Raw genomic sequence first — 22024 nt, forward strand, 5'->3', positions numbered from 1 at the left:
GGAGATGCGTGCGATGGGCAAAGAGACTGACAAGCCCGATTTCACCAGTGTGCAGAGCACGGTGACGTCCAGTCCGGCCGGTTCGCCGGATTTCAGCAACGTGGAGTCGCAGGTGAGCTCCACCGTCGACAGGGCTACCAACTACATCGTCGAGACGGGCGACAGCCTGTCGAAGATCGCCAAGCACTTTTATGGCAACGCGAATGCATGGAGGCAGATCTTCGAAGCCAATCGCGATCAACTTTCTGACCCGGATCGCATCAAGCCCGGCCAGATCCTGAGAATCCCGCCCAAGTCCTGAAGCAGGAGACGTCCCCATGAAAACAACACGCCAACCCCTGATACTCGCTTCCGCACTGGCCGCCGCACTGGCGTTGAGCGCCTGTGGCAAGAGCAACGAGCCTGCCTCTCCTGTGCCGACCGCGCCTCCGCCGAGCGCCACCGCGATGGCGCCGCCAATGACGCCGCCAGTAAGCCCGCCGCCATCCTCCACGACCGCGATGCCGGCGGCTGACTCCTCTGCGGCGGTCAGCGTCAGTTCGGTGGAGATCGGCTCCAGCGTGGATGCGAACAACAAGATTCACGCCACAGGCACCACCTTCGCGCCGAAGGACAAGATCTATGCGTCGGTCGAGACCGTCGGCACCGGCCACGCCACCCTGGCTGCGAAATGGACATACGACGGCACCCAGGCTGCACACGAGCAGACCGTGCACGAGGACAGCAAGGTGCTCGACACCATGGGTGCGGAGACCACCGCCTTCATGATCAGCAAGCCCGACGGGTTCCCGGCTGGCAATTACAAGGTCGAGATCACGCTCGACGGTCACCCGGCCGCGAGCAAGGACTTCTCCGTCAAGTAATCGATTCGGCGATGCGGGACCTGGCAAGGGCGCGATTCATTCGCGCCCTTGCCATTTCCGGAGACTGGCGATGCGGATGTTGGGCAGACATGTCCCACTGCCGCTCATGGGCGATGGACTGCGCGGCATGCCGCCATGCCGGTACGCGCAGAGGCGGCGAGTCACTGTAGCGACGTGATGCGGCGCCGTCGACGCGAACTTCTCGTCCAGACAAGGCGTGCCTGACGAAATATACTTGGCCGGATGTATCGGCGGCCGCGCCTCGGGGCAGGGTCGCGATCGACAAGTCACCCACGACGGGAATCATGCGCGTCCATCAGCCGTCTCCACGCAGGCAGCGTCACCCCGGTCACCACGTGGCAAGCCTGAGGCCAATGACCTCCTGCTTGCGCGGCAGCGGCGGGACGTCCGGCGCGGAAGGCGCCATTCCCATTTCGCAATATTGTCGCCAAAGAGGCTCGTATCCACCATGTCCGAAACGCTGAAGATCATCTACACGCTCACCGACGAAGCGCCGTTTCTCGCCACGCAGTCGTTGCTGCCCGTCGTTTCTTCCTTCACCGGTGTGGCCGGGATCAAGGTCGAGACGCGCGACATCTCGCTGGCTGGCCGCATCATCGCGTTGTTCCCCGAGCGGCTGCAGGAGAGCCAGCGCATCGCGGACGCTCTGACCGAATTGGGCAAGCTTGCGACCACGCCGGAAGCAAACATCATCAAGCTGCCCAACATCAGCGCCTCGATGCCGCAGCTCAAGGCCGCGATCAGGGAGTTGCAGGGCCAGGGCTACGCGCTGCCGGACTATCCGGATGAACCCGGGAACGCTGACGAGAAGGACATCAAGGCGCGCTACGACCGGGTCAAGGGCAGCGCGGTGAACCCGGTGTTGCGCGAGGGCAATTCCGATCGTCGCGCGCCGGTGTCGGTGAAGAATTACGCCCGCAAGCACCCGCACCGGATGGGCGCGTGGAGTCCCGATTCGAAGACCCACGTGGCACACATGGACGGCGGCGACTTCTACGGCAGCGAAAAATCCACGGTGGTCGACCAGGCTGGCAAAGTCAGCATCGAATGGTTCGGCAACGACGGCAGCCACACCGTGTTGAAGCCGGAAACCGCCTTGCAGGCCGGCGAAATCATCGACGCCGCGGTGATGAGCCGCAAGGCGCTGGCTGCGTTCGTCGACGCGCAGGTCGAACAGGCCAGGCAGCAGGGCGTGCTGTTCTCGCTGCACCTGAAGGCCACCATGATGAAGGTGTCCGACCCGATCATGTTTGGCGTGGCGGTGAGCGAGTTCTACAAGGACGTGCTGGAGAAGCACGCCGACGCCCTGAAGCAGGTCGGCTTCAACCCGAACAACGGCATCGGCGACCTGTATGCCCGCCTGGGCCAGCTGCCCGAGACGCAGCAGGCGGAGATCAAGCGGGATCTCGATGCGGAGTATGCGAAGCGTCCCGCGCTTGCGATGGTCAATTCGGACAAGGGCATCACCAACCTGCACGTGCCCAGCGACGTGATCATCGACGCCTCGATGCCGGCGATGATCCGCGACTCGGGCAAGATGTGGAATGCCGAAGGCAAGCTGCAGGACGTCAAGGCGGTGATCCCCGACCGTAGCTACGCCGGTGTCTATCAAGCCACCATCGAAGATTGCAAGGCCAATGGCGCCTTCGATCCGGCCACCATGGGCAGCGTGCCGAACGTGGGTCTGATGGCGCAGGCAGCCGAGGAATACGGTTCGCACGACAAGACCTTCCAGATCGCGGGCGACGGCGTGGTCAAGGTGGTTGATGCAGCCGGCATGGTGCTGCTGCAGCACGACGTCGCGGCCGGTGACATCTGGCGCATGTGCCAGACCAAGGACGCGCCGATCCAGGACTGGGTGAAGCTCGCGGTGAGCCGCGCACGCCACACGCCGGCAGTGTTCTGGCTCGATCCGCAGCGCGCGCATGACGCGCAGGTGATCAAGAAGGTCGAGCGTTACCTGAAGGACTACGACATCAGTGGCCTGGACATCCGGATCATGGATCCCACCGCAGCGACCCGCTTCTCGCTCGAGCGCATCCGCAAGGGACTGGACACCATCTCGGTGACCGGCAACGTGTTGCGCGATTACCTTACCGACCTGTTCCCGATCATGGAGCTGGGCACCAGCGCGAAGATGCTGTCGATCGTGCCGCTGATGGCCGGTGGTGGCCTGTTCGAGACCGGCGCCGGTGGTTCGGCGCCCAAGCACGTGCAGCAGTTCCTGGAGGAGAACCACCTGCGCTGGGATTCGCTGGGCGAGTTCCTGGCGCTGGCCGCGTCGCTGGAACACCTGGCGCAGCGCGATGACAACGTGCAGATCGAGGTACTGGCGAAGACCCTGGATCAGGCCAACAGCAAGTTCCTCGATACCAACAAGTCGCCCTCGCGCAAGGTCGGCGAACTGGACAACCGCGGCAGCCATTTCTACCTGGCAATGTACTGGGCGCAGGCGTTGGCCGCGCAGGACGAGGACGCCGCGTTGAAGTCGAAATTCACTCCGGTGGCCGAGGCCCTGACGCAGGGCGAGGCAAAGATCGTCGAGGAGCTGAACCAGGTGCAGGGCAAGCCGGTCGAGATCGGCGGCTACTACCATCCGGACCTGGACAAGGTCAGCAAGGCGATGCGCCCCAGCGCCACGTTGAACGCGGCGCTGGCGCTATTGTCGGCGTAATCGGGCGCGGCGGGCGCAAGAAGCGGCGGGCAGGGCCCGCCCTACGGCGCGGCGGTAGGTCGGGCTCTGCCCGCCGCCTCGTCTGCATCATGGCAGCAAGCAATCAGGCAACAATCAAGCCTCAGGCGCTGGCCTGATCCAGCGCGGCGATATCCGCCGCGCTGAGGGTCAAGGCGGTGGCGGCCCACGTTTCCCGCAACTGATCCACGCTGGTCGCACTGGCGATCGGCGCGCTGATGCCGGGCCGCGCCATCAGCCAGGCGAGGGCCACCTGGGCGGGCGTGGCGGAGTGCGCCGCCGCGACTTCGTCCAGCGCGTCCAGCACACCCAGGCCGTGCGGATCGAGGTATTTCTTCACGCCAGCGCCGCGGACGGTGCTCTTGGCCAGATCAGCCGCGCTGCGGTACTTGCCGCTGAGGAAGCCGCTGGCCAGTCCGTAGTAGCTGATCACGCCGAGATTCTCGCTGCGGGCCAGCGGTTCCAGTTCCGCCTCGTAGCCCGCACGACTGACCAGGTTGTATTCCGGCTGCAGGCATTCATAGCGCGGCAGGTTGTGCTGTTTCGCAATGGCCAGCGCATCGGCCAGGCGAGGGGCGCTGAAGTTGGATGCTCCGATCGCGCGAACCTTGCCGGCCTCGATCAGTCGCGCAAACTCGCCCAGGGTATCGGCCATCGGCACGCTGGCATCATCCCGATGGGCGAAGTACAGGTCGATGCAGTCCACCTGCAGGCGCTTCAGCGATCCATCCACGGCCTGGCGGATGTTCACCGGCGACAGGCCGGGATGTTCTGCCCACTTGGCCACCTTGGTGGCGATCAGCACCTGCTCGCGTTTGCCGCTGCGCTTGAGCCATTTGCCGATGATGGTTTCGGACTCGCCGCCGCGGTTGCCGGGCGCCCACGACGAATACATGTCCGCGGTGTCGATCAGGTTGCCGCCGGCGTCGACGAAGGCGTCAAGCAGTGCGAACGAGCGCTTCTCATCGACGCTCCAGCCGAATACGTTGCCACCGAAGGCCAGTGGCGCGATCGCGAGCGGCGAGTTGCCGAGTGGGCGCAGTTGCATGAAACACCTCTGCTTGGCGAAGACGAAAGATCACGCGCTGCCCGACGGCGGCGCGTGATCCCATCTAGATGGTCGCGGATCCCGTGCATTCAAGTCGGGGATCGGCTCAGCGCGGCGCCATGATGCGCGGCCACACGCTCGCACAACAGGCCAGGGTGGTGACCTTGGCGTGAGCGGTACGTGCGTCGGTGCCAGTGCTTTCGGGTGGCGCGGGAGCCGCTTGCGCGTCACGGCGCCAGTCCAGGTCGTCCTTGTGCAGCAGATGACCGTGCAGGAACAACAAGTCTTTCCAGAGCGATGCCATGGGAACCTCCAGGGAGGGTTTGGTTTGTGGTGCGCTCAAGGTACGCCTGCCAGATACCCTGAAAAAGCGATATATTCGCAAGCCTGACTTGAGAAATATTCAAGATGAACAGATTGCCGCTGGGCCTGCTGCAACAGTTCGTGCTGGTCGCCCGGCAGGGCAATTTGTCGCGCGCCGCGGCGCAGGCCCATCTCACCGTGAGCGCGCTCAGCCACCAGATGAAGCAACTGGAGGAGCGGCTGGAGCGCCGCCTGTTCGAGCGCGGCCCGCGCGGTGTGACTCTGACCGTTGACGGTTGCAGCCTGCTGGAAGCGGTGGGCGAGCATTTCGACGGCATCGAATACGCCTTGAACGCCTACCGCTCGCGCCATCATGACGCGCTCACGCTCAGCGCCAGCCCCGGCATCATGTCGAGCTGGCTGGTGCCCCGGTTACCGCGGCTGGTGGCGACGCATCCGGAGCTGGAACTCACCTTGCAGTCGGGTTCGAACCTGGTGAACTTTGCGCGCGAACCGGTCGACGTCGGCTTGCGCTACGGGCGCGGTGAGTGGGTCGGCCTGCACTGCGAGCGTCTGTTCGGCGAATGGATTGCGCCGGTGGCGGCTCCCGGGTTGGTTGCGCGAATGGGCGCAGTCGATCCAGGCGACCTGTCGTGCTGGCCAGTGATCGGCGAACCGGCGCCTTCCACGCGTTGGGATGACTGGTTTGCCCGCTACGGTGGCACACGGCCGAAGCGCTACGTCGCCCAGTTCGACAGCATGGATGCGCTGCGCCATGCCGCATTGGAGGGGCTGGGTGTGATACTCGGGCGGATGGTCACCTCGAAATCACTGATCGATGCCGGCCGGCTGCAGGTACTGGGCGAAAACTACCTGCCGGTGAACGAGGCGTACTGGCTGGTCTATCCGCCGCGTTCACTGGAACATCGCGGATTCCAGGTGTTCCGCCAATGGCTGCTCGCCGAAGCCGACGACTATTGCCGACAGTTGCCAGGCATGGCGATGTGCGGCGCGATCGAGGAGGCTGGCGCGGGGAGGTAACATGGATCATTCAATGCCTGCGCATCGCACCGAGGAGTCCACATCATGAAGTCACGCGCCGCCGTCGCCTGGGAAGCGGGCAAGCCGCTCAGCATCGAGGAAGTGGATGTCGCTGGCCCGAAGACTGGCGAGGTGCTGGTGCGCATCGTCGCCACCGGCGTCTGCCACACCGATGCGTTTACCTTGTCCGGCGACGATCCGGAGGGACAGTTTCCGGTGATCCTGGGTCACGAAGGTGGCGGCATCGTCGAGGAAGTGGGTAACGGCGTCTCCTCGCTTGAAGTGGGCGACCACGTGATTCCGCTGTACACGCCCGAATGTGGCGAGTGCAAGTTCTGCCGTTCCGGCAAGACCAACCTGTGCCAGAAGATCCGCGTGACCCAGGGCCAGGGCCTGATGCCGGATGGCACCTCGCGTTTCTCGTTCGACGGCAAGCCGCTGCTGCACTACATGGGTACCAGCACCTTCAGCGAATACACCGTGGTGCCGGAGATCTCGCTGGCGAAGATCAACAAGGCCGCGCCGCTGGAGAAGGTGTGCCTGCTCGGCTGCGGCATCACCACCGGCATCGGCGCGGTGCTGAATACGGCGAAGGTCGAGGCTGGCGCGTCGGTTGCGGTGTTCGGACTGGGCGGCATCGGCTTGTCGGTGCTGCAGGGTGCGGTCATGGCCAAGGCCGGACGCATCATCGCGATCGACACCAATCCGGCGAAATTCGAGATGGCGCGGTTGCTGGGTGCCACCGACTGCGTCAACCCGAAGGACTATCCGGGCACGCCGATCCAACAGGTGATCGTCGAGCTCACCGACGGCGGCGTCGACTACTCGTTCGAGTGCGTCGGCAACGTCAACCTGATGCGCTCGGCGCTGGAGTGTTGCCACAAGGGTTGGGGCGAGTCGATCATCATCGGCGTGGCCGGGGCCGGACAGGAGATCAGCACCCGGCCGTTCCAGCTGGTCACCGGCCGGGTCTGGCGCGGTTCGGCGTTCGGTGGAGTCAAGGGTCGCTCGCAGTTGCCCGGATACGTCGAGCGCTACATGGCTGGCGACATCAAGATCGACGAAATGATCACCGAAGTCATGCCGCTGGAGCGCATCAACGACGCGTTTGACCTGATGCATCAGGGGAAGGTGATTCGTTCGGTGATCCGTTATTGAGCACTCCCGGAACATCAAGTGACTGCTCGATGCCTCTGCATCAACACGCCATGACGTAGAATGCACGCGATTGAGGAAACGATGGACGTCAGCTGCGGCTGGAGCCCGTCCGTCGCGCGCATCTACCGACCCTGCACATTCTTTCCACCATATTGCATTGCGTCGGGATCGCCGGCGCGCCATGGAGCGAACGATGAATCCTGTGATCGAAGTTGGCGGTTCCCGAACCCACCGTACGCGGGGCTTGCTGGCGGCCGCGTGGCTGGTTGCCGCGCTGGCGTTGCCTTCGGTCGCGATCGGGCAGGCCGCACCCACCGCTTCGGTGGCACCGGATCAGCCGACCGACGAATTGGTGCCGCCCACCAGCGCCAGCGATTTCACCGCGTCGCAGCTGGACGACGTGCTGGCCGGCGACTGGCGTTCGCAGGCCAATCGTGCGCGTGACATCTATCGCCACCCCAAGGCCACCCTGCAGTTTTTCGGCGTGCGACCGGACCAGACGCTGATCGAGATCACTCCCGGCAGCGGTTGGTACAGCGAGATACTGGCGCCATTGCTCAATGACAACGGACATTACATCGCCGCCGTGACGGCGCCCAAGGCCGGCAACGAGGCAAGTCGCAATGACAGCGCACTGCATCGCAAGTTTGCGGCCGATCCGGCGCACTACGACCACGCGAAGATCATCGAATTCGATCCGCGCGCGCCCGTGTTCGGTGCACCGGCTTCGGCCGACATGGTGTTGACCTTCCGCAACGTGCACAACTGGGTCATGGCCGACACCGCGCCGGCGATGTTCAAGGCCTTCTTCGCGGTCTTGCGCCCCGGCGGCGTGCTGGGCGTGGTCGATCACCGGGCCGCGGATGATGCCACCCTGGCGGCCGTGAAGAGCAGCGGCTACCTGCCCACGCCCTACGTGGTGAAGCTGGCCACGGATGCCGGCTTCGTGCTGGATGGCAGCAGCGAAATCAATGCCAACCCGAAGGACAGCCGCGATCACCCCAAGGGGGTGTGGACCTTGCCGCCCACGCTTACCCTGGGCGACAAGGATCGTGCGAAGTATCAGGCGATCGGCGAGTCGGACCGGATGACGCTGCGCTTCGTCAAGCCGGCTGCGCCGGCGGGCGCGGCCTCGACGGGAGACGGAGCACATTGAGTAGCTGCTTGATGTGCTCCATCCTCGGTCTCCCATGCTCATTGCGCTCAACAAGCCGTATGGCGTGCTCTGCCAGTTCACCGATCGCGAGGGCCGCGCCACGCTGGCCGATTTCGTCAAGCAAAAGGACGTCTATGCGGCTGGACGTCTGGATCGCGACAGCGAGGGCTTGTTGCTGCTGACCGACGACGGTGCGTTGGCCCATCGACTGACCGACCCGCGCCACAAGCAGGCCAAGACCTATCTTGCGCAGGTGGAGGGCAGCATCGATCAGGCTGCGTTGGAGGTGCTTCGCCGCGGCGTGGTGCTGAACGACGGGCCCACCTTGCCGGCTGAAGCGCAGCTCGTCGCCGAGCCGGCATGGTTGTGGCCGCGTGATCCGCCGGTGCGCTTCCGCAAGTCGATTCCCACCAGCTGGCTCAGCCTCACCCTGCGCGAAGGGCGCAACCGGCAGGTGCGCCGGATGACCGCGGCGGTGGGCTTCCCGACGCTGCGCCTGGTTCGCGTGCGCATCGGCGAGCACGCGCTGGATGGGCTGGCGCCCGGCGAGTCACGCGTCTTGTAGGGGACGGGGCACGTCAAGTTGCTTGGGGGACGGAGGGGACGGGGCACGTCAAGTTGCAACTTGACGTGCCCCGTCCCCGATCTTGGATCTTGAAGAACTTCTCGGCTGTGGCGGTACTGTTCGCCGCCGTGACTTCGGCGCTTTCGCCGCGGTCGCGGGCAATTTCCTCGCAGATATGTTTCAGGTACATCGGCTCGTTGCGTCGGTGTGGTGGTGGCGGTCGCACGGTGCGTGGCAGCAGGTAGGGTGCGTCGGTTTCGATCATCAGCCGGTTGGCGGGAATCTCGCGCACCAGCTCACGCAGGTGGGTGCCGCGGCGCTCGTCGCAGATCCAGCCGGTGATGCCGATGTGGCAATCCAGCGCCAGGTAGTCGCGCAGTGCATCGCCGCTGTCGGTGAAGCAGTGCACCACCGCCGCCGGAATCTTGTCGCGGTAGCGACGCAACAGTGCGATGAAGTCGTCGTGGGCATCGCGCTGGTGCAGGAACAAGGGCTTTTGCAGATCCACGGCGATCTGCAACTGGCGCTCGAACACCTGCAGTTGCACCTCGCGCGGCGAGTAATTGCGGTTGTAATCGAGCCCGGTTTCACCAACCGCACGCACCCGTGGATCCCGAGCCAGTTGGCGCAGCAGCGCATCGGTGTCGTCGTCGTAGTCCACCGCGTGATGCGGATGTACGCCTGCCGTGGCAAACAGTTTGCCCGGGTAGTCGCGCGCCAGGGCCGCTGCATCGAGGCTTCCCTCGGCGGAGGCGCCGGTGACGATCATCCGATCCACGCCCTGCGCCTGTGCGCGCTGCAACACCGCGTCGAGATCGTGCCGGAAGGATTCGTGGGTGAGGTTGGCGCCGATGTCCAGTAGTTGCATGTCTGCCTTTCAGGTTGGTGATGTCGTTGCACGGCAGTGGCGGAGTGTGGACGGGTCCCCGGGAATTTTCCAATGGACAGCCGTATCCTTGGCGCCTGCTGGCTGGTTGAACTGCTATGTGCAGCACGTTCCGAGGTCAACCGACCGGGCTACGCTCCCGTTCTATCGATAACGGCCACGACAGACCAGTGCAGCCGGCGCTGGCGCAGGGGAACACCGATGAGTGAAGTGCTCGATCCGGAGGTGGTGCCGACTGGCTCCGCCAGCAGCGCTGAACGTTCTGCGCCGTTGCCGATGGCGACTGGTCGCGCCGCACGGTTGCCGGCCGTGCTCGGCCTCGCCGCGCTGGCTGGCTGCGGTGGCGGTGCGGGCCCGGAGGCGCCACCGCCGGTAGCCGGCGGGGGCGGCGGCGCGCCCGCGCCAGCACCGCCGCCAGCCGGGCCGAAGCCCACGCAGGCGGAAGCGGCACGTTTCCTTGGCCAGGCCGGCTTCGCCGCAAGCTCGACCGATCTGGGCACGGTCACCACCCTGGGGTATCAGCGATGGCTGGATGACCAGTTCGCAATGCCGGTGGTGAAGCCTTCGGCCTGGTCGTGGATCCAGTCCCAGCCGCGCGTGAATGACAACACGGTACGACCGGATTTCAGCCTCTGGCGGCGATTGATTTCCTCGCCGGATCAGTTGCGCCAGCGCGTCGTGCTGGCGCTGTCGGAGATCATGGTCATATCGGCGTCGTCGCTGAGCGGCGTCAGTGATTCGGGATCGGTGGCGGCGGCTTACTGGGACACGCTGGAGCAAAACGCCTTCGGTACATTTCGCCAGCTGCTGGAGGCGGTGTCGCTTTCCTGCGGCATGGGCGTGTTCCTCAACATGCGCGGCAGCGTCAAGGTCAATCCGAAAACCGGCGGTCAGCCGGACGAGAACTACGCGCGCGAGGTGATGCAGCTGTTCAGCATTGGCCTGGTCGAGCTCAACCCCGACGGCAGCTCGAAACTGGATGCCAACGGCCAGGAGATCTATACCTACACGCAGGAGCAGGTCACCGCGTTCGCCGCCGTCCTGACCGGCTGGAACTTCGATCTGGCCAGTGGCGTGAAACAGACCGATGATCCGGCCTTCGCCACCCGACCCATGGTCAACGACCCGAAGAAGTTCTCCGACGGCGACAAGGATGTGCTTGGCACCACCATCCCGGCGAGTGCGGATGGGCCCAGCGCACTGGGCATGGCACTCGACGTGCTGTGCAACCATCCCAACAATGGGCCGTTCATCGGTCGCCAGTTGATCCAGCGGCTGGTCAGTTCCAATCCCAGCCCGGCCTATGTGAGCCGCATTACCGCGGTGTTCAACAACAACGGCAAGGGTGTGCGCGGCGACCTGCGGGCGGTCATCACCGCGATCCTGATGGACACCGAAGCGCGCAACCCGCCACCGGGTCCGGCCAACGGCAAGTTGCGCGAGCCGATCGCGCGTTTCGTGCAGTGGGCACGCACGTTCAACCTGTCGTCGTCGTCGGGCGCGTGGGAGATCGGCGACCAGTCCGACCCGGCCCGGCGACTCGGACAGAGTCCGCTGCGGGCACCGTCGGTGTTCAACTTCTTTGCGCCGGACTTCGTGCCGTCCAACTCGACCCTGGGCGACAACGGCATCACCGCACCGGAGTTCCAGATCTGCAACGAAACCACGGTGGCCGGCTTTCTCAACTTCATGCAGAGCGTGATCCAGTACGGCCTCGGCGGCGGCACCTACGGCACCACCATGGGCTCGAAGAGCACCTGCAAGCCGGTCTACAGCGGCGAGCTGACCTTTGCCAGCGAGCCGGACAGCCTGGTCGCCCGCTACAACCTGTTGCTGGCCGGCGGGCGCCTGGGTTCGGACACCGTGGCCACGATCACCAACGCCGTGAGCAATGTGACGGTAGATGCAGCCAACCCCAATCCCGGCCTGAACAATCGCGTGTGGGCGGCGATTTTTCTGGTGATGGCCGCCCCCGACTACCTGATCCAGCAGTGAGGCCATCATGCACATGGACAAATCCGTCGACATGCAACGCCGCGAATTCCTGCGGCGCAGCCTGGTGCTGAGCGCGTACGGCCTGGCGGCACCGCTGGTTTCCACTCTCGGGTTCGTTGGCGCGGCGTCTGCCGCTGGCGCGCCTTCGGACTACAAGGCACTGGTGTGCGTATTCCTGTTTGGCGGCAACGACTACGGCAATACCGTGGTGCCCTATGACCAGGCCAGTTATGACGCCTACGCCAGGATCCGGCTCAGCCTGGCCACGCCGCGCGACCAGCTTGCCGCCACCGCACTGAACCCGTCGGTGGCGCTGCCCGATTCGCGCAGCATGGCGCTCGCACCGCAGCTGGCGCCATTGATGCCGATCTTCAATGCCGGTCATCTGGCGGTAATGCTCAACATCGGCAACCTGGTGCAACCGACCACGCTGGCGCAGTACAAGGCAAAGAACGTACCCCTGCCGCCAAAGTTGTTCTCGCACGCCAACCAGCTGGCCGAATGGCAGACCGGTGGCCCCGACACCATGAACACCGGCTGGGGCGGGCGCATCGCCGATCTGCTGATGGGGCAGAACACCTACCCCGCGTTCTCCAGCGTCAATGTGTCCAGCAATGCCGTGTTCATGGCGGGCAAGCAGGTCAACCCGTACCAGATGTCGAGTTCCGGGCCGACCGCGATCAATGGCCTGAACAAGTCGATTTACGACTCCAGCAGCGTGCCTTCGGCGCTGCGTGCGTTGATCACCAGTCCGCGCAGCCAGTGGCTGGAGCAGGACCTCAATGCGATCGCCAATCGCGCCATCGATGCACAGGCATCGTCGTCCGCCGCACTTGCCGCGGTGCCGCCATTCACGACGCCCTACGACGCCCAGAACCGCCTGGCCATGCAATTGCAGATGGTGGCGCGGATGATCGCGGCACGGACCGCGCTGGGTGCAGGCCGGCAGGTATTCTTCGTGTCGATGGGCGGATTCGACCTGCACGACAACCTGGTCGCCCAGCACCCCGGCCTGCTGGCCGCGCTGGCCGATGCGATGGCGAGCTTCCACGACACCACGGTGGAGCTGGGCGTGGCCAATCAGGTCACCACGTTTACCGCCTCCGATTTCGGCCGCACGCTCAGCTCGAACGGCGATGGCGCCGATCATGGCTGGGGCGGTCACCATCTGGTGATGGGCGGTGCGGTCAAGGGCGGGCGCTTCTATGGCCAGTTGCCCGATGTGAGCGTCAACGGGCCGGACGACGTCGGCCAGGGTCGATTGCTGCCGACTACCGCCGTCGATCAGCTGGCAGCCACCCTGGGCAGTTGGATGGGTGTTTCCGACACCGATCTCACCACCGTCGTGCCGCAGATCGCCAACTTCTCCACCCGCAACCTCGGTTTCATGGCGGCTTGACCCTCAGCGCGCATCGCAACATGTTGCGTGAAACGTGAACGGTGCACGCCCTCGTTGCGGTCGATGCTCGCTTGTCGCTGGCCGGATGTGATACCAATGGTGATTGCCGCGCGACGTCGGGGGGCGACGCGGCACAAGTATGACTTTGAGCGGGGTGGAGGATGTCGGCAGCGATCGAGCCGGCGATCGGTGGAGCGGGCATGGGCGTGGACAACCGTGAAGCGGAAGTCTGCGCATGGCTGGTTGCGCGTGGTCGTCTGAAAGACACGGACCTGGGCCGTGCACGGCGCCTGCATGAGGAGTCGACCGAGGGTACCCTGACCACGCTGATGGCGCGGCTCGGGCTGGTTTCCGAGCGTGACCTGGCCGAAGGCTGGGCCGAATTGCTGCAGGTGCCGTTGCTGTCGGCACGCGATGCACCGGAGTTGCCGCCGGCCGACCTCGAGCTTTCGCTGCGCTTCCTCAAGCAGCAGCACGTCGTCCCGGTGCAGGACGAGAAGGACGGGCTGGCGCTGCTGGTCGCCGATCCGGCCGACCCCTATCCGCTGCATGCCGTCGAGCTGGCCGCCGGCCAGCCGGTCGCGCTGCGCGTGGGCCTGCGCTCGGAGATCGATGGCTTGATCGAGCGTTACTACGGCAGTGGCCGTTCGGCGATGGGCACCATCGTGGAAAACCTCGATGGCAGCGCCGCCGAGGAAGACGATGTAGAGCACCTGCGCGATCTCGCCTCAGAGGCACCGGTCATTCGCCTGGTCAACCTGATCCTGCAGCGCGCGGTCGAACAGCGGGCGTCGGACGTGCACATCGAGCCGTTCGAGAACCGGCTGAAAGTGCGTTACCGCATCGATGGCGTGTTGCACGAAGTGGAAGCGCCGCCTTCATCGTCCACCGCCGCGGTGATCTCGCGCGTGAAGATCATGGCCCGCCTCAACATCGCCGAGCGCCGGCTGCCGCAGGATGGCCGCATCCAGCTGCGTGTGCAGGGCAAGGAACTCGACCTGCGCGTGTCCACCGTGCCGACCAGCTTCGGCGAATCGGTGGTGATGCGCATCCTCGACCGCGAATCGATCGTGTTCGACTTCGAGTCGCTGGGTTTCACCGACAGCTTCAAGCAGCGCTTCATCGACGTGTTGCAAAAGCCGCACGGGATCCTGCTGGTGACCGGCCCCACCGGTTCGGGCAAGACCACCACGCTGTACACCGCGTTGTCACAGATCAACACGCCGGACGTGAAGATCATCACGGTCGAAGACCCGGTCGAATACCAGATCGAGGGCATCAACCAGATCCAGGTGAAACCGCAGATCGGGCTGGATTTCGCCGGCGCCCTGCGCTCGATCGTGCGCCAGGATCCGGACGTGATCATGATCGGCGAAATGCGCGATCTGGAGACCTGCCGCATCGCGATCCAGTCCGCGCTCACCGGCCATCTGGTGTTGTCCACCCTGCACACCAACTCCGCTGCCGGCGGCATCACCCGCCTGCTCGACATGGGGGTGGAGGACTACCTGCTCGGCTCCACTGTCAATGGCATCCTGGCGCAACGCCTGGTGCGCCGGCTCGATCCGGAAACCGCGATCCCCTACGAGGCGCTGCCCGAGGTCATCGCGCAGTTCGAACTGGAGAAGTACACCGACGAGCGCCCGATCAGGCTGTGGAAGCCCGGCAGCAGCGCCGCCAACCCCAGCGGCTATCACGGTCGCCGCGCGATCATGGAATTCCTCACCATCAGCGACCCGCTGCGCCGGCTGGTGATGCAGCATGCCAACGAAGGTGACATCGAGAAGCAGGCCCGCCGCGAAGGCATGCGCACCATGTACGAAGACGGCATCGCCAAAGCCGTCGCCGGCATCACCACGCTGGAGGAGGTGCTGCGTGTTACGCAGGAAGGCTGAGAGTCGGGAATGGGGAGTCGGGAATCGTAAAGCAGGTCTTGCCGCCAGCTTCGGGTCCCCCGTGCTGTTCCGATTCCCCATTCCCCATTCCCGATTCCCGGCTCCCCAATGACCCAATTCAGCTACAAAGCCGTCAACGAGGCCGGCGAGACGATGCAGGGCCAGGTGGAGGCGGCCAGCGTCGAGGAAGTGATCGGCCGGTTGCAGGATCAGGGTCACACGCCGCTGGAGGCGCGCCCGGCGGATGGCGCGGCAAGTGGCCGCGGCCTGGCTGCGCTGTTCGAGCGCGGTCCCTTCAGCGGCGATCAGCTGGCCCAGTTCACCCATCAGCTGGCGACCTTGCTCGGCGCCGGCCAGCCGCTGGACCGGGCGTTGACCATCCTGCTCGAACTGCCCGAGGGCGAGTCCGCGAAGAAGCTGATCGAGCGCGTGCGCGATCGTGTGCGCGGCGGCACAACGCTGTCCTCGGCGCTGGACGAGGAACATGGCGTGTTTCCCAAGCTCTACATCAGCCTGGTGCGCGCTGGCGAAGCGGGCGGTTCGCTCGAGGGCACCTTGCACCGGCTGGCCGATTATCTCGAGCGCGCCCAGGCGCTGCGCGGCAGCATCGTCAACGCGCTGATCTACCCGGCCTTCCTGATGGTTGGCGTGTTCGGTTCGCTGATCCTTTTGCTGGCCTATGTGGTGCCGCAATTCGTGCCGATTTTCCAGGACATGCAGGTGCCGATCCCGTGGATCACCGAGGCGGTGCTGGCGCTGGGCAATGTGATGCAGCGGTGGTGGTGGTTGATTGCGGTGCTGATGATCGGCGGCTTCCTCGTCTGGCGTGCACGCTTGCGTGATCCCCAGGCGCGCCTTGCGTGGCACACTCGTTTGCTCGGGTTGCGCGTGGTGGGTCCCTTGTTGCTGAAAGTGGAGACCGCGCGCATCGCGCGCACGCTCGGCACCCTGCTCAAGAACGGCGTGCCGCTGCTCAGCGCGCTGACCATCGCACGCCAGGTCACCGGCAACCTCGCGCTGGATTCGGCGCTGAGCGCGGCGCACGAACAGGTCAAGGGCGGCGCCGGTCTGGGCCTGGCCTTGGGACAGTCGAAGCTGTTCCCGCGCCTGGCCCTGCAAATGGTGCAGGTTGGCGAGGAGGCCGGCCTGCTCGACGGCATGCTGTTGAAAGTAGCCGACACCTTCGAGCTGGAATCGCGCCGCTCGATCGATCGCCTGCTGGCCGCGCTGGTGCCGACGCTGACCATCGTGATGACCGTGCTGGTGGGCATCATCATGGCGGCGATCCTGCTGCCGCTGCTGACCTTGACCAGCAGTATTCAATGATTGTGGATGGAGAGAGAAAATGACGCCGGGAATCGGGAATCGGGAATCGGGAATCGCAGAAGCGGGAGTGTCGGGGCCGGGAATTCGAGTGCGCGCGCGCTCTGACCATTCCCGATTCCCCATTCCCCGTTCCCGGCGCGCCATGCGCGCCAACGGCTTCACCCTGCTGGAAATGCTCGCGGTGATCGCCCTGATCGGCATCGTCGCCGTGGCGGTGATCACCAAGGTCATCCCGAGTTTCGACAAGGGCAAGTACAAGACCGGCAAGATCCAGCTCAGCACGCTGAGCCAGGACATCGACAACTACATGCTCGACAACGGCTCGCCGCCGCAGCAGTTGCAGGACCTGGTGGTGAAGCCGGCCAACGCCGCGAACTGGCAGGGGCCGTACGCCAAGGAATCGCAACTCAAGGACCCTTATGGCCATGACTTCGGCTACCAGTACCCTGGCCAGCACGCCAAATACGACCTGATCTTCTTTGGCGAAGACGGCAAGCCGGGCGGTGACGGGCTCAATGCGGATGCGGGTAATTGGCAGTGAATTCGGGATTCGGGATTCGGGATTCGGGATTCGCACGAGCCAAGGCGAGTGGCCTGCAAGCCTTCGCGCTTGCGTGTCCTTCCGAATCCCCAATCCCGAATCCCGCATCCCGGCGCGCTACGCGCGCCAACGGCTTCACTCTCCTCGAAATGCTGGTGGTCATTGCCCTGATCGGACTGGCGGCGGTGGCTGTATCGGTTTCGGTCACGCATGGCCTGGCCAGTGCGCGCGTGCGGGCTGCCAGCAGCGAGCTGGCCGGCGCGCTGCGCGCCACCCGCGCGCAGGCGATCGTGCAAGGCGAGGAGAAGGTGTTCGACGTCGATACCCGCAACAACAGCTACGACGGCGCGAAGCATCGCGACGTGGCCTTGCCCAAAGGCCTCAAGGTGAGTATCACCAGCGCAAAGGAGGACCGCCCCGACAACCACACCGGACGCATCCGCTTTTTCCCCGACGGCAGCTCCACCGGTGGGCGCATCACGCTCAAGGCCGGCCAGCGCGAGTGGCACGTCAACGTCTCGTGGCTGACCGGCCAGGTGCGGGTGGTTGATACGGTGGCTTCTCGATGAACCCCGGGATTCGGCAGACGGGATTGGGGATGCGGCAGGGCGCGGCGCCGCCAGCTGTTCGCTTTTGCAAATCCCCAATCCCGTCTGCCGAATCCCGGCGTCAAAAAGGCTTCACCCTGCTCGAAGTGATCGCCGCCATCATGCTGCTGGCGATTGCCTTCACCGCATTGATGCGGGTGGCGGGCGGCTCGATCCGGCTCAGCGAGAATGCACGTGACCACAGCGAGGCGGCGTTGTGGGCGCGCAGCCTGCTGGATACGGCGTTCACCACCGAGCCGATCCAGCCAGGCAGCACGTCGGGGCGGTTCGACCAGCGTTTCCGCTGGCAACTCAGTGTGTCGCCATGGCGCCCCGCCGCCGCTCCGCCGAACACGCCGCTGCAGCTGTACCAACTGGACCTGGAGGTGATGTGGGGTCCGCCGGTGCATCCGCACTCGGCACATTTCCGCACCTTGCGGTTGGCTTCGGCAGGACCCGCTGGCGGCAACGGGCAGGGCTTGCCATGAAGCGCGCCGCCGGATTCACCTTGCTGGAGGTTCTGGCCGCCCTGGTGCTGCTGGCCTTGCTGCTGGTGGGCGTGTACTCGGGGATTGCCAGCGCCAGTCGCAGCGTGCGCTCGGGTACCGCCGCGATTGAACGGACCGACCAGATGCGCTCCGCGCAGCAATTCCTGCGCCGCGAGCTGGCGCAGAGCGTGACCGAACCGATCGGACACACGGATCGGGGCGAGCCGGTCTATTTTCACGGCAGCGCGCAGGAAATGCGCTACGTCGCACCGTTGCCGGGCTATCTGGGCAAACTCGGGCCGCAATTGCAGCAGCTTCAGCTTGTCGATGACGGGCAGGGCGGCCAACGGCTGGAGCTGCGGCTGGCGCTGTTGCCGCCGGATGGCCAGCCGGCACGGCCGCTGGGCGAACCGCAGGTATTGTTCGATCACATCAAGCAAGGCAGTTTCAGCTATAGCGGCGTCGATACGCAGGGCCAACCGGTGCCGTGGTCGCCGCAGTGGGCCGATGGCCGGGTACTCCCGCTGCTGGTGCGTATCGAATTGGAACCGCAGGGGCGTGGCAGCTGGCCGCGGCTCGATGTGCTGCTGCGCGTCAACCCGGCGCAGGCCGCCGGCTTGTTGCGCATGGGCCTGCCGCGGCGAGCGCAGCGATGAGTTGCCGCACGCTGCCGCAACGTGCCAGCCAGCGCGGGGTTGCCCTGCTGCTGGTGCTCTGGGCATGCACGTTGCTGGCGATCCTGCTGGGTGGTTATGCTGCCATGGCGCGCACCGAGGGCCTGCAGGCACGCTATCAATTCGCCCAGACCCAGGCGCACTACGACGCCGAAGCGGGCTTGATGCGGGCGATCTACGGTCTGCAGGATCCGCGTATCAAGCAGCGCTGGATCGGTGATGGCCGCCCCTATACCTTCACCTACGACCAGGCCACCGTAGTGGTGCGCGCGATCGACGAGGGCGGCAAGGTCGACCTCAACACGGATACACCCGAGGCGTTGCAGGGTTTGTTCCGGGCCGCCGGCCTGGCGCCGGACAAGGCCAGTCAACTGGCCGACCGCGTGGTCGACTGGCGCAGTACCCCGAGCATCGCCAACGAGGCAGATGACCAGCGCGCGGCCTATGCCGCGGCTGGCCGCGATTACGGTCCCCGGCACGGTCCGTTCGGCACGATCGAGGAGGCGCAGATGGTGCTTGGCATGACCCCCGAGCTGTATCGCACGATCGCACCGGTACTGACGATCTGGGCCGGCAACACCAGCCCCAACCCGAACACCGCGCCACCGCTGGCGCTGCAGGCGATTCCGGGGATCACACCGCAGCAGCTGGCGATGATTCGTGCCACGCGCCAGAAGAACGCGAACGATCCGAGTCTGGCTCTCAACAACGGAACAACGCATAGTATCGAGTCCCAGGCCACCCTGGCCGACGGGACACGCGCGGTGCTGCGCGCGACAATCCGCATGCAGCCGGGGCTGGCCGGGGTGAAGCCTTACGCCGTATTGCGCTGGCAGGAGGGGAAGCAGGAATGAGCACGGCGATGCAATCGCTGCGACCGTGGTGGGAGCGTGCACGCCGCAGTTGGCGGAGCTCGCCGATGCCCGCCTTCCTCGCCTGGTGGGGCGGCGAGTTGCGTGCGCTGCTGCCGCTGCGCTGGCGCGGCTGGTTTGGTACAGGCGCAGACTGGTACCTGTTGCAGGTGGCTGGCGAGCGCTGGACCCTGCGCCGTCGCGGCCATGCCGAGCCGCTGGCAGGCTGGGACGAGGCGGACGAAGGGGCATCGACACTGGCTTTCGCGACCGCGTTGCAAAAGGTTGATCGCGAGGACCTGCGTGTGGCCCTGCTGCTGCCGGGCGCGCTGGCGCTGCGACGCAGCTTGCAGTTGCCGCTGGCTGCACGCGACAACCTGCTGCAGGTGGTCGGTTTCGAGATGGACCGGCAGACGCCTTTCAGCGTGGGTCAGGTGTATTACGCCGTGCGCGAACTCGGCGTGGCGGCGGCTGCCGGCCGTTGCCAGGTGGAACTGGTGGCGGTCACCCGCGCCAGCCTCGATCCCTTGCTGGCGCGGCTGCGTGCGCAAGGCCTGGCAGTCGATGCGGTGGATGTGGCGCAAGGTGACGACCGCCTGGGCGTGAACCTGCTGCCACCGGAACAACTGGCTCGGCGTGCGCACCCGCGGCGCCGCCTCAACCTGATCCTGGGTGCGGCGGTTTTGCTGTTGCTGCTGCTGACCGCCGGCGAATGGCTGCACAACCGCGGCGCGGCACTGGCGCGGATGCAGGCCGAGGTAGCGGCCATGCGCGGCGATGCCCAGCAAGTGGCTGCGCTGCGCCAGCAACTGCAGGACAATGCCGGAGCTGCCGGCTTCCTGGCCAAGCGCAAGAAAGATACCGTCAGCATGCTGAGCCTTCTGGAGGACGCCACCACACGCTTGCCGCAGGGCACCTGGCTGGAACGTTTCAGCGTCGACAACACGGGCCAGATCGGCATGCAGGGCCAGAGCCAGCAAGCCGCAAAGCTGCTCGATTCGCTGAAGGATTCGCGACTGATCACCGATGCCGGCTTCCAGGGCAGCATCCAGCCCGATCCGACCACCGGCAAGGAGCGTTTCTATCTGACCGCCAAGGTGAGGCAACCGGCAGCATCGAGAACCACACCGGCCAACGCGGCTACCGCCGACACGGCAGGTGCGCCATGAAGATGGCCGCCCTCAAGCCGCGCGAGAGCCGCGTTGCCGCGATCATCCTGCTTCTGCTCGCCGTGCTGCTGGCCTATGTCGTGCTCGTGCACTGGTGGTTCGTGGCGCCGCTCAACCAGATCAGCGACGAGATGTCCCAGCTGCGGGACACTCACAGCCGGTATGCGGCCGCGATTGCGGAGAAGCCCGCGCTGGAGCAGCGCCTGGCCGCGTTGGGTGCTGGCCAGGCTGCCAGCGACGCGTTTCTTGCCGCCGACGATCCGAACAACGCCGCGGCCGATCTGATGCAGCAGGTGGTCGACGTGGTGGGGCGCAGCACTCAGGGTGGACGCTGTGTGGTGAGTCAGAAAATGCCGCTGCCGGCCCCGCCGACACCGCCCGGCGAGCCGTACCGCAAGGCGGCCGTGAGCATCAGCCTGAGCTGCGACATCGAACCGTTGGCCGCGGTGCTGCAGGCCCTGGAGCAGGGCAAGCCGTACCTGTTCGTCGATGACCTCAGCATCTATCGCAACCCGGTTGCCGCGCAGCGCGACCAGGGAGCGCCACTGGAAGTGCAATTCACTCTCTCCGGCTATGTGCGTCCGTCGGCCAACCCGCCGCCTGCCAGTCTGCACGCCGACACCGGGGAGTCGCCATGAACGCGGCCCATCAACGCCGACTGACTCCGGCGCTCGGCGGTATCGTCGTGGTGCTGGGTGCGCTGTTCCTGCTGTTGCTGGGCGGAGTGGGGCGCGATGTGCACTGGTCGTCGCCACGCATCCTGCCGCCGTTGCCGCCACCGGGCAACAGCGCCGACCTGCCGCAGCCCAAACCGCTGCAACAGTTCAGCATGGTGTGGCAAAAGCCGCTGTTCAATCCCGATCGCAAGCCGATGGCGCATGCCGCCGCCGGTGGCAGCAATCTGGGCGATCTGGAACTGACCGGCATCATCATTACCCCCGCCATGCGCATGGCCTTGCTGCACGACAAGCATGCCAACACGGAAATACGCCTGCGCGAGGGCGCCACCTTGCCCGATGGCAGCGTGACTCTTGTCGAGGTGCACCAACGCTCGGCCGTATTCGATTCGTCGGCAGGCCGCACCGAGCTGAAGTTGCCGGCTGGCGCTCCGATCGACCAGGCCCGCGGCGGCGGCGAGGGGCGCGACCAACCACCGCCGACTCCGGGTGCCGCCTCGGTGCGCGTGCAGCGCGGCGGGCAGGCAGGGCAAGAATTCAAAACGGGCCCGGCCCCGAGTCGGGACCAGTCGGCGAGGCCAACCGAGCTTGATCGGCAACCCCAGTCGGCGCTCGAACGGCTTCGCCGCACAGTCCAGCAACGTCGTGCAGAACGCGCTGCCGCGTCCCACGAAGGAGATCATTGATCC

At 65.5% G+C, this 22024-nt stretch carries 22 protein-coding genes; 19 read left to right on the top strand and 3 right to left on the bottom strand.

From position 1 onward, the window contains the following. The first annotated feature begins 13 nt into the window (after positions 1-13). From AC0L58_RS02485 to AC0L58_RS02495, 3 genes are all read left to right on the top strand, one after another. The gene (locus tag AC0L58_RS02485; protein WP_473686345.1) at positions 14-301 is read left to right on the top strand and encodes a LysM peptidoglycan-binding domain-containing protein; all 288 of its coding nucleotides are present in this window, start codon (positions 14-16) and stop codon (positions 299-301) included. 16 nt (positions 302-317) lie between these two features. After that, entirely contained in the window at positions 318-863 is a 546-nt protein-coding gene (locus AC0L58_RS02490; RefSeq protein WP_473686347.1) for a hypothetical protein, read from the top strand. A gap of 469 nt (positions 864-1332) precedes the next feature. Next, positions 1333-3558: an NADP-dependent isocitrate dehydrogenase gene (locus tag AC0L58_RS02495; protein ID WP_473686349.1), complete on the top strand. Its 2226-nt coding sequence runs from the start codon at positions 1333-1335 to the stop codon at positions 3556-3558. Positions 3559-3679: 121 nt separating this feature from the next. On the opposite strand, the gene AC0L58_RS02500 is transcribed toward AC0L58_RS02495, so the two are convergent. Both AC0L58_RS02500 and AC0L58_RS02505 read right to left on the bottom strand, forming a co-directional pair. Further along, positions 3680-4624 (bottom strand): aldo/keto reductase, encoded by a 945-nt coding sequence (locus AC0L58_RS02500; RefSeq protein ID WP_473686351.1) that lies wholly within the window; start codon positions 4622-4624, stop codon positions 3680-3682. 106 nt (positions 4625-4730) lie between these two features. After that, the gene (locus AC0L58_RS02505) at positions 4731-4928 is read right to left on the bottom strand and encodes a hypothetical protein (protein ID WP_473686353.1); all 198 of its coding nucleotides are present in this window, start codon (positions 4926-4928) and stop codon (positions 4731-4733) included. A 104-nt stretch (positions 4929-5032) separates the two neighbouring features. Between AC0L58_RS02505 and AC0L58_RS02510 the strand changes: the two genes are divergently transcribed. From AC0L58_RS02510 to AC0L58_RS02525, 4 genes are all read left to right on the top strand, one after another. Continuing rightward, a complete protein-coding gene (locus AC0L58_RS02510) occupies positions 5033-5968 on the top strand; it encodes a LysR substrate-binding domain-containing protein (protein WP_473686355.1) in 936 nt (311 codons plus the stop codon). Between the two features lie 45 nt (positions 5969-6013). Further along, entirely contained in the window at positions 6014-7126 is a 1113-nt protein-coding gene (locus AC0L58_RS02515) for an S-(hydroxymethyl)glutathione dehydrogenase/class III alcohol dehydrogenase (RefSeq protein WP_473686357.1), read from the top strand. A 193-nt stretch (positions 7127-7319) separates the two neighbouring features. Further along, positions 7320-8282, top strand: a complete 963-nt coding sequence (locus AC0L58_RS02520) for a class I SAM-dependent methyltransferase (RefSeq protein ID WP_473686359.1) — start codon at positions 7320-7322, stop codon at positions 8280-8282. 34 nt (positions 8283-8316) lie between these two features. Beyond that, positions 8317-8847, top strand: coding sequence for an rRNA large subunit pseudouridine synthase E (locus AC0L58_RS02525; RefSeq protein WP_473686361.1), 531 nt, complete (start codon positions 8317-8319; stop codon positions 8845-8847). Positions 8848-8860: 13 nt separating this feature from the next. On the opposite strand, the gene AC0L58_RS02530 is transcribed toward AC0L58_RS02525, so the two are convergent. Next, a complete protein-coding gene (locus AC0L58_RS02530; protein WP_473686363.1) occupies positions 8861-9715 on the bottom strand; it encodes a TatD family hydrolase in 855 nt (284 codons plus the stop codon). A 219-nt stretch (positions 9716-9934) separates the two neighbouring features. Here AC0L58_RS02530 and AC0L58_RS02535 point away from each other — a divergent pair, with 219 nt between their 5' ends. The 12 genes from AC0L58_RS02535 to AC0L58_RS02590 all read left to right on the top strand — a co-directional run bounded on the left by AC0L58_RS02535 (position 9935) and on the right by AC0L58_RS02590 (position 22021). Further along, complete coding sequence (locus AC0L58_RS02535) at positions 9935-11728, top strand: DUF1800 domain-containing protein (RefSeq protein ID WP_473686365.1); 1794 nt, start codon at positions 9935-9937, stop codon at positions 11726-11728. A 7-nt stretch (positions 11729-11735) separates the two neighbouring features. Beyond that, positions 11736-13127 carry a DUF1501 domain-containing protein gene (locus tag AC0L58_RS02540; RefSeq protein ID WP_473686367.1) on the top strand — a complete coding sequence of 464 codons (1392 nt, stop codon included), beginning with the start codon at positions 11736-11738 and terminating at the stop codon, positions 13125-13127. Positions 13128-13288: 161 nt separating this feature from the next. After that, positions 13289-15022 carry a type II secretion system ATPase GspE gene (gspE, locus tag AC0L58_RS02545; protein WP_473686369.1) on the top strand — a complete coding sequence of 578 codons (1734 nt, stop codon included), beginning with the start codon at positions 13289-13291 and terminating at the stop codon, positions 15020-15022. Positions 15023-15130: 108 nt separating this feature from the next. Beyond that, on the top strand, positions 15131-16348 hold the full coding sequence (gspF, locus tag AC0L58_RS02550) for a type II secretion system inner membrane protein GspF (protein WP_473686371.1): 1218 nt from the start codon (positions 15131-15133) through the stop codon (positions 16346-16348). 142 nt (positions 16349-16490) lie between these two features. Beyond that, entirely contained in the window at positions 16491-16889 is a 399-nt protein-coding gene (gspG, locus tag AC0L58_RS02555) for a type II secretion system major pseudopilin GspG (protein WP_473686373.1), read from the top strand. A 92-nt stretch (positions 16890-16981) separates the two neighbouring features. Next, positions 16982-17458: a GspH/FimT family pseudopilin gene (locus AC0L58_RS02560; protein ID WP_473688535.1), complete on the top strand. Its 477-nt coding sequence runs from the start codon at positions 16982-16984 to the stop codon at positions 17456-17458. A 77-nt stretch (positions 17459-17535) separates the two neighbouring features. Continuing rightward, positions 17536-17964 (top strand): type IV pilus modification PilV family protein, encoded by a 429-nt coding sequence (locus AC0L58_RS02565; RefSeq protein ID WP_473688537.1) that lies wholly within the window; start codon positions 17536-17538, stop codon positions 17962-17964. Beyond that, positions 17961-18620 carry a prepilin-type N-terminal cleavage/methylation domain-containing protein gene (locus AC0L58_RS02570; protein WP_473686375.1) on the top strand — a complete coding sequence of 220 codons (660 nt, stop codon included), beginning with the start codon at positions 17961-17963 and terminating at the stop codon, positions 18618-18620. Before AC0L58_RS02565 ends, AC0L58_RS02570 begins: the two co-directional genes overlap by 4 nt. Further along, positions 18617-19492, top strand: coding sequence for a type II secretion system minor pseudopilin (locus AC0L58_RS02575; RefSeq protein ID WP_473686377.1), 876 nt, complete (start codon positions 18617-18619; stop codon positions 19490-19492). Before AC0L58_RS02570 ends, AC0L58_RS02575 begins: the two co-directional genes overlap by 4 nt. Beyond that, positions 19489-20658: a PilN domain-containing protein gene (locus AC0L58_RS02580; protein ID WP_473686379.1), complete on the top strand. Its 1170-nt coding sequence runs from the start codon at positions 19489-19491 to the stop codon at positions 20656-20658. The genes AC0L58_RS02575 and AC0L58_RS02580 overlap by 4 nt, the downstream gene beginning before the upstream one ends. Beyond that, entirely contained in the window at positions 20655-21296 is a 642-nt protein-coding gene (gspM, locus tag AC0L58_RS02585) for a type II secretion system protein GspM (protein ID WP_473686381.1), read from the top strand. The genes AC0L58_RS02580 and gspM overlap by 4 nt, the downstream gene beginning before the upstream one ends. After that, a complete protein-coding gene (locus tag AC0L58_RS02590) occupies positions 21293-22021 on the top strand; it encodes a hypothetical protein (RefSeq protein WP_473686383.1) in 729 nt (242 codons plus the stop codon). The genes gspM and AC0L58_RS02590 overlap by 4 nt, the downstream gene beginning before the upstream one ends. Positions 22022-22024: the final 3 nt, after the last annotated feature.

It is taken from the genome of Rhodanobacter sp. G2-10, assembly GCF_055809185.1.

What these genes read in the sequence shown, in the direction of transcription:
- AC0L58_RS02485 (WP_473686345.1), top strand. Translation starts at nt 14, where the DNA reads ATGGGCAAAGAGACTGACAAGCCCGATTTCACCAGTGTGCAGAGCACG.
- AC0L58_RS02490 (WP_473686347.1), top strand. Translation starts at nt 318, where the DNA reads ATGAAAACAACACGCCAACCCCTGATACTCGCTTCCGCACTGGCCGCC.
- AC0L58_RS02495 (WP_473686349.1), top strand. Translation starts at nt 1,333, where the DNA reads ATGTCCGAAACGCTGAAGATCATCTACACGCTCACCGACGAAGCGCCG.
- AC0L58_RS02500 (WP_473686351.1), bottom strand. Translation starts at nt 4,624, where the DNA reads ATGCAACTGCGCCCACTCGGCAACTCGCCGCTCGCGATCGCGCCACTG.
- AC0L58_RS02505 (WP_473686353.1), bottom strand. Translation starts at nt 4,928, where the DNA reads ATGGCATCGCTCTGGAAAGACTTGTTGTTCCTGCACGGTCATCTGCTG.
- AC0L58_RS02510 (WP_473686355.1), top strand. Translation starts at nt 5,033, where the DNA reads ATGAACAGATTGCCGCTGGGCCTGCTGCAACAGTTCGTGCTGGTCGCC.
- AC0L58_RS02515 (WP_473686357.1), top strand. Translation starts at nt 6,014, where the DNA reads ATGAAGTCACGCGCCGCCGTCGCCTGGGAAGCGGGCAAGCCGCTCAGC.
- AC0L58_RS02520 (WP_473686359.1), top strand. Translation starts at nt 7,320, where the DNA reads ATGAATCCTGTGATCGAAGTTGGCGGTTCCCGAACCCACCGTACGCGG.
- AC0L58_RS02525 (WP_473686361.1), top strand. Translation starts at nt 8,317, where the DNA reads ATGCTCATTGCGCTCAACAAGCCGTATGGCGTGCTCTGCCAGTTCACC.
- AC0L58_RS02530 (WP_473686363.1), bottom strand. Translation starts at nt 9,715, where the DNA reads ATGCAACTACTGGACATCGGCGCCAACCTCACCCACGAATCCTTCCGG.
- AC0L58_RS02535 (WP_473686365.1), top strand. Translation starts at nt 9,935, where the DNA reads ATGAGTGAAGTGCTCGATCCGGAGGTGGTGCCGACTGGCTCCGCCAGC.
- AC0L58_RS02540 (WP_473686367.1), top strand. Translation starts at nt 11,736, where the DNA reads ATGCACATGGACAAATCCGTCGACATGCAACGCCGCGAATTCCTGCGG.
- gspE (WP_473686369.1), top strand. Translation starts at nt 13,289, where the DNA reads ATGTCGGCAGCGATCGAGCCGGCGATCGGTGGAGCGGGCATGGGCGTG.
- gspF (WP_473686371.1), top strand. Translation starts at nt 15,131, where the DNA reads ATGACCCAATTCAGCTACAAAGCCGTCAACGAGGCCGGCGAGACGATG.
- gspG (WP_473686373.1), top strand. Translation starts at nt 16,491, where the DNA reads ATGCGCGCCAACGGCTTCACCCTGCTGGAAATGCTCGCGGTGATCGCC.
- AC0L58_RS02570 (WP_473686375.1), top strand. Translation starts at nt 17,961, where the DNA reads ATGAAGCGCGCCGCCGGATTCACCTTGCTGGAGGTTCTGGCCGCCCTG.
- AC0L58_RS02575 (WP_473686377.1), top strand. Translation starts at nt 18,617, where the DNA reads ATGAGTTGCCGCACGCTGCCGCAACGTGCCAGCCAGCGCGGGGTTGCC.
- AC0L58_RS02580 (WP_473686379.1), top strand. Translation starts at nt 19,489, where the DNA reads ATGAGCACGGCGATGCAATCGCTGCGACCGTGGTGGGAGCGTGCACGC.
- gspM (WP_473686381.1), top strand. Translation starts at nt 20,655, where the DNA reads ATGAAGATGGCCGCCCTCAAGCCGCGCGAGAGCCGCGTTGCCGCGATC.
- AC0L58_RS02590 (WP_473686383.1), top strand. Translation starts at nt 21,293, where the DNA reads ATGAACGCGGCCCATCAACGCCGACTGACTCCGGCGCTCGGCGGTATC.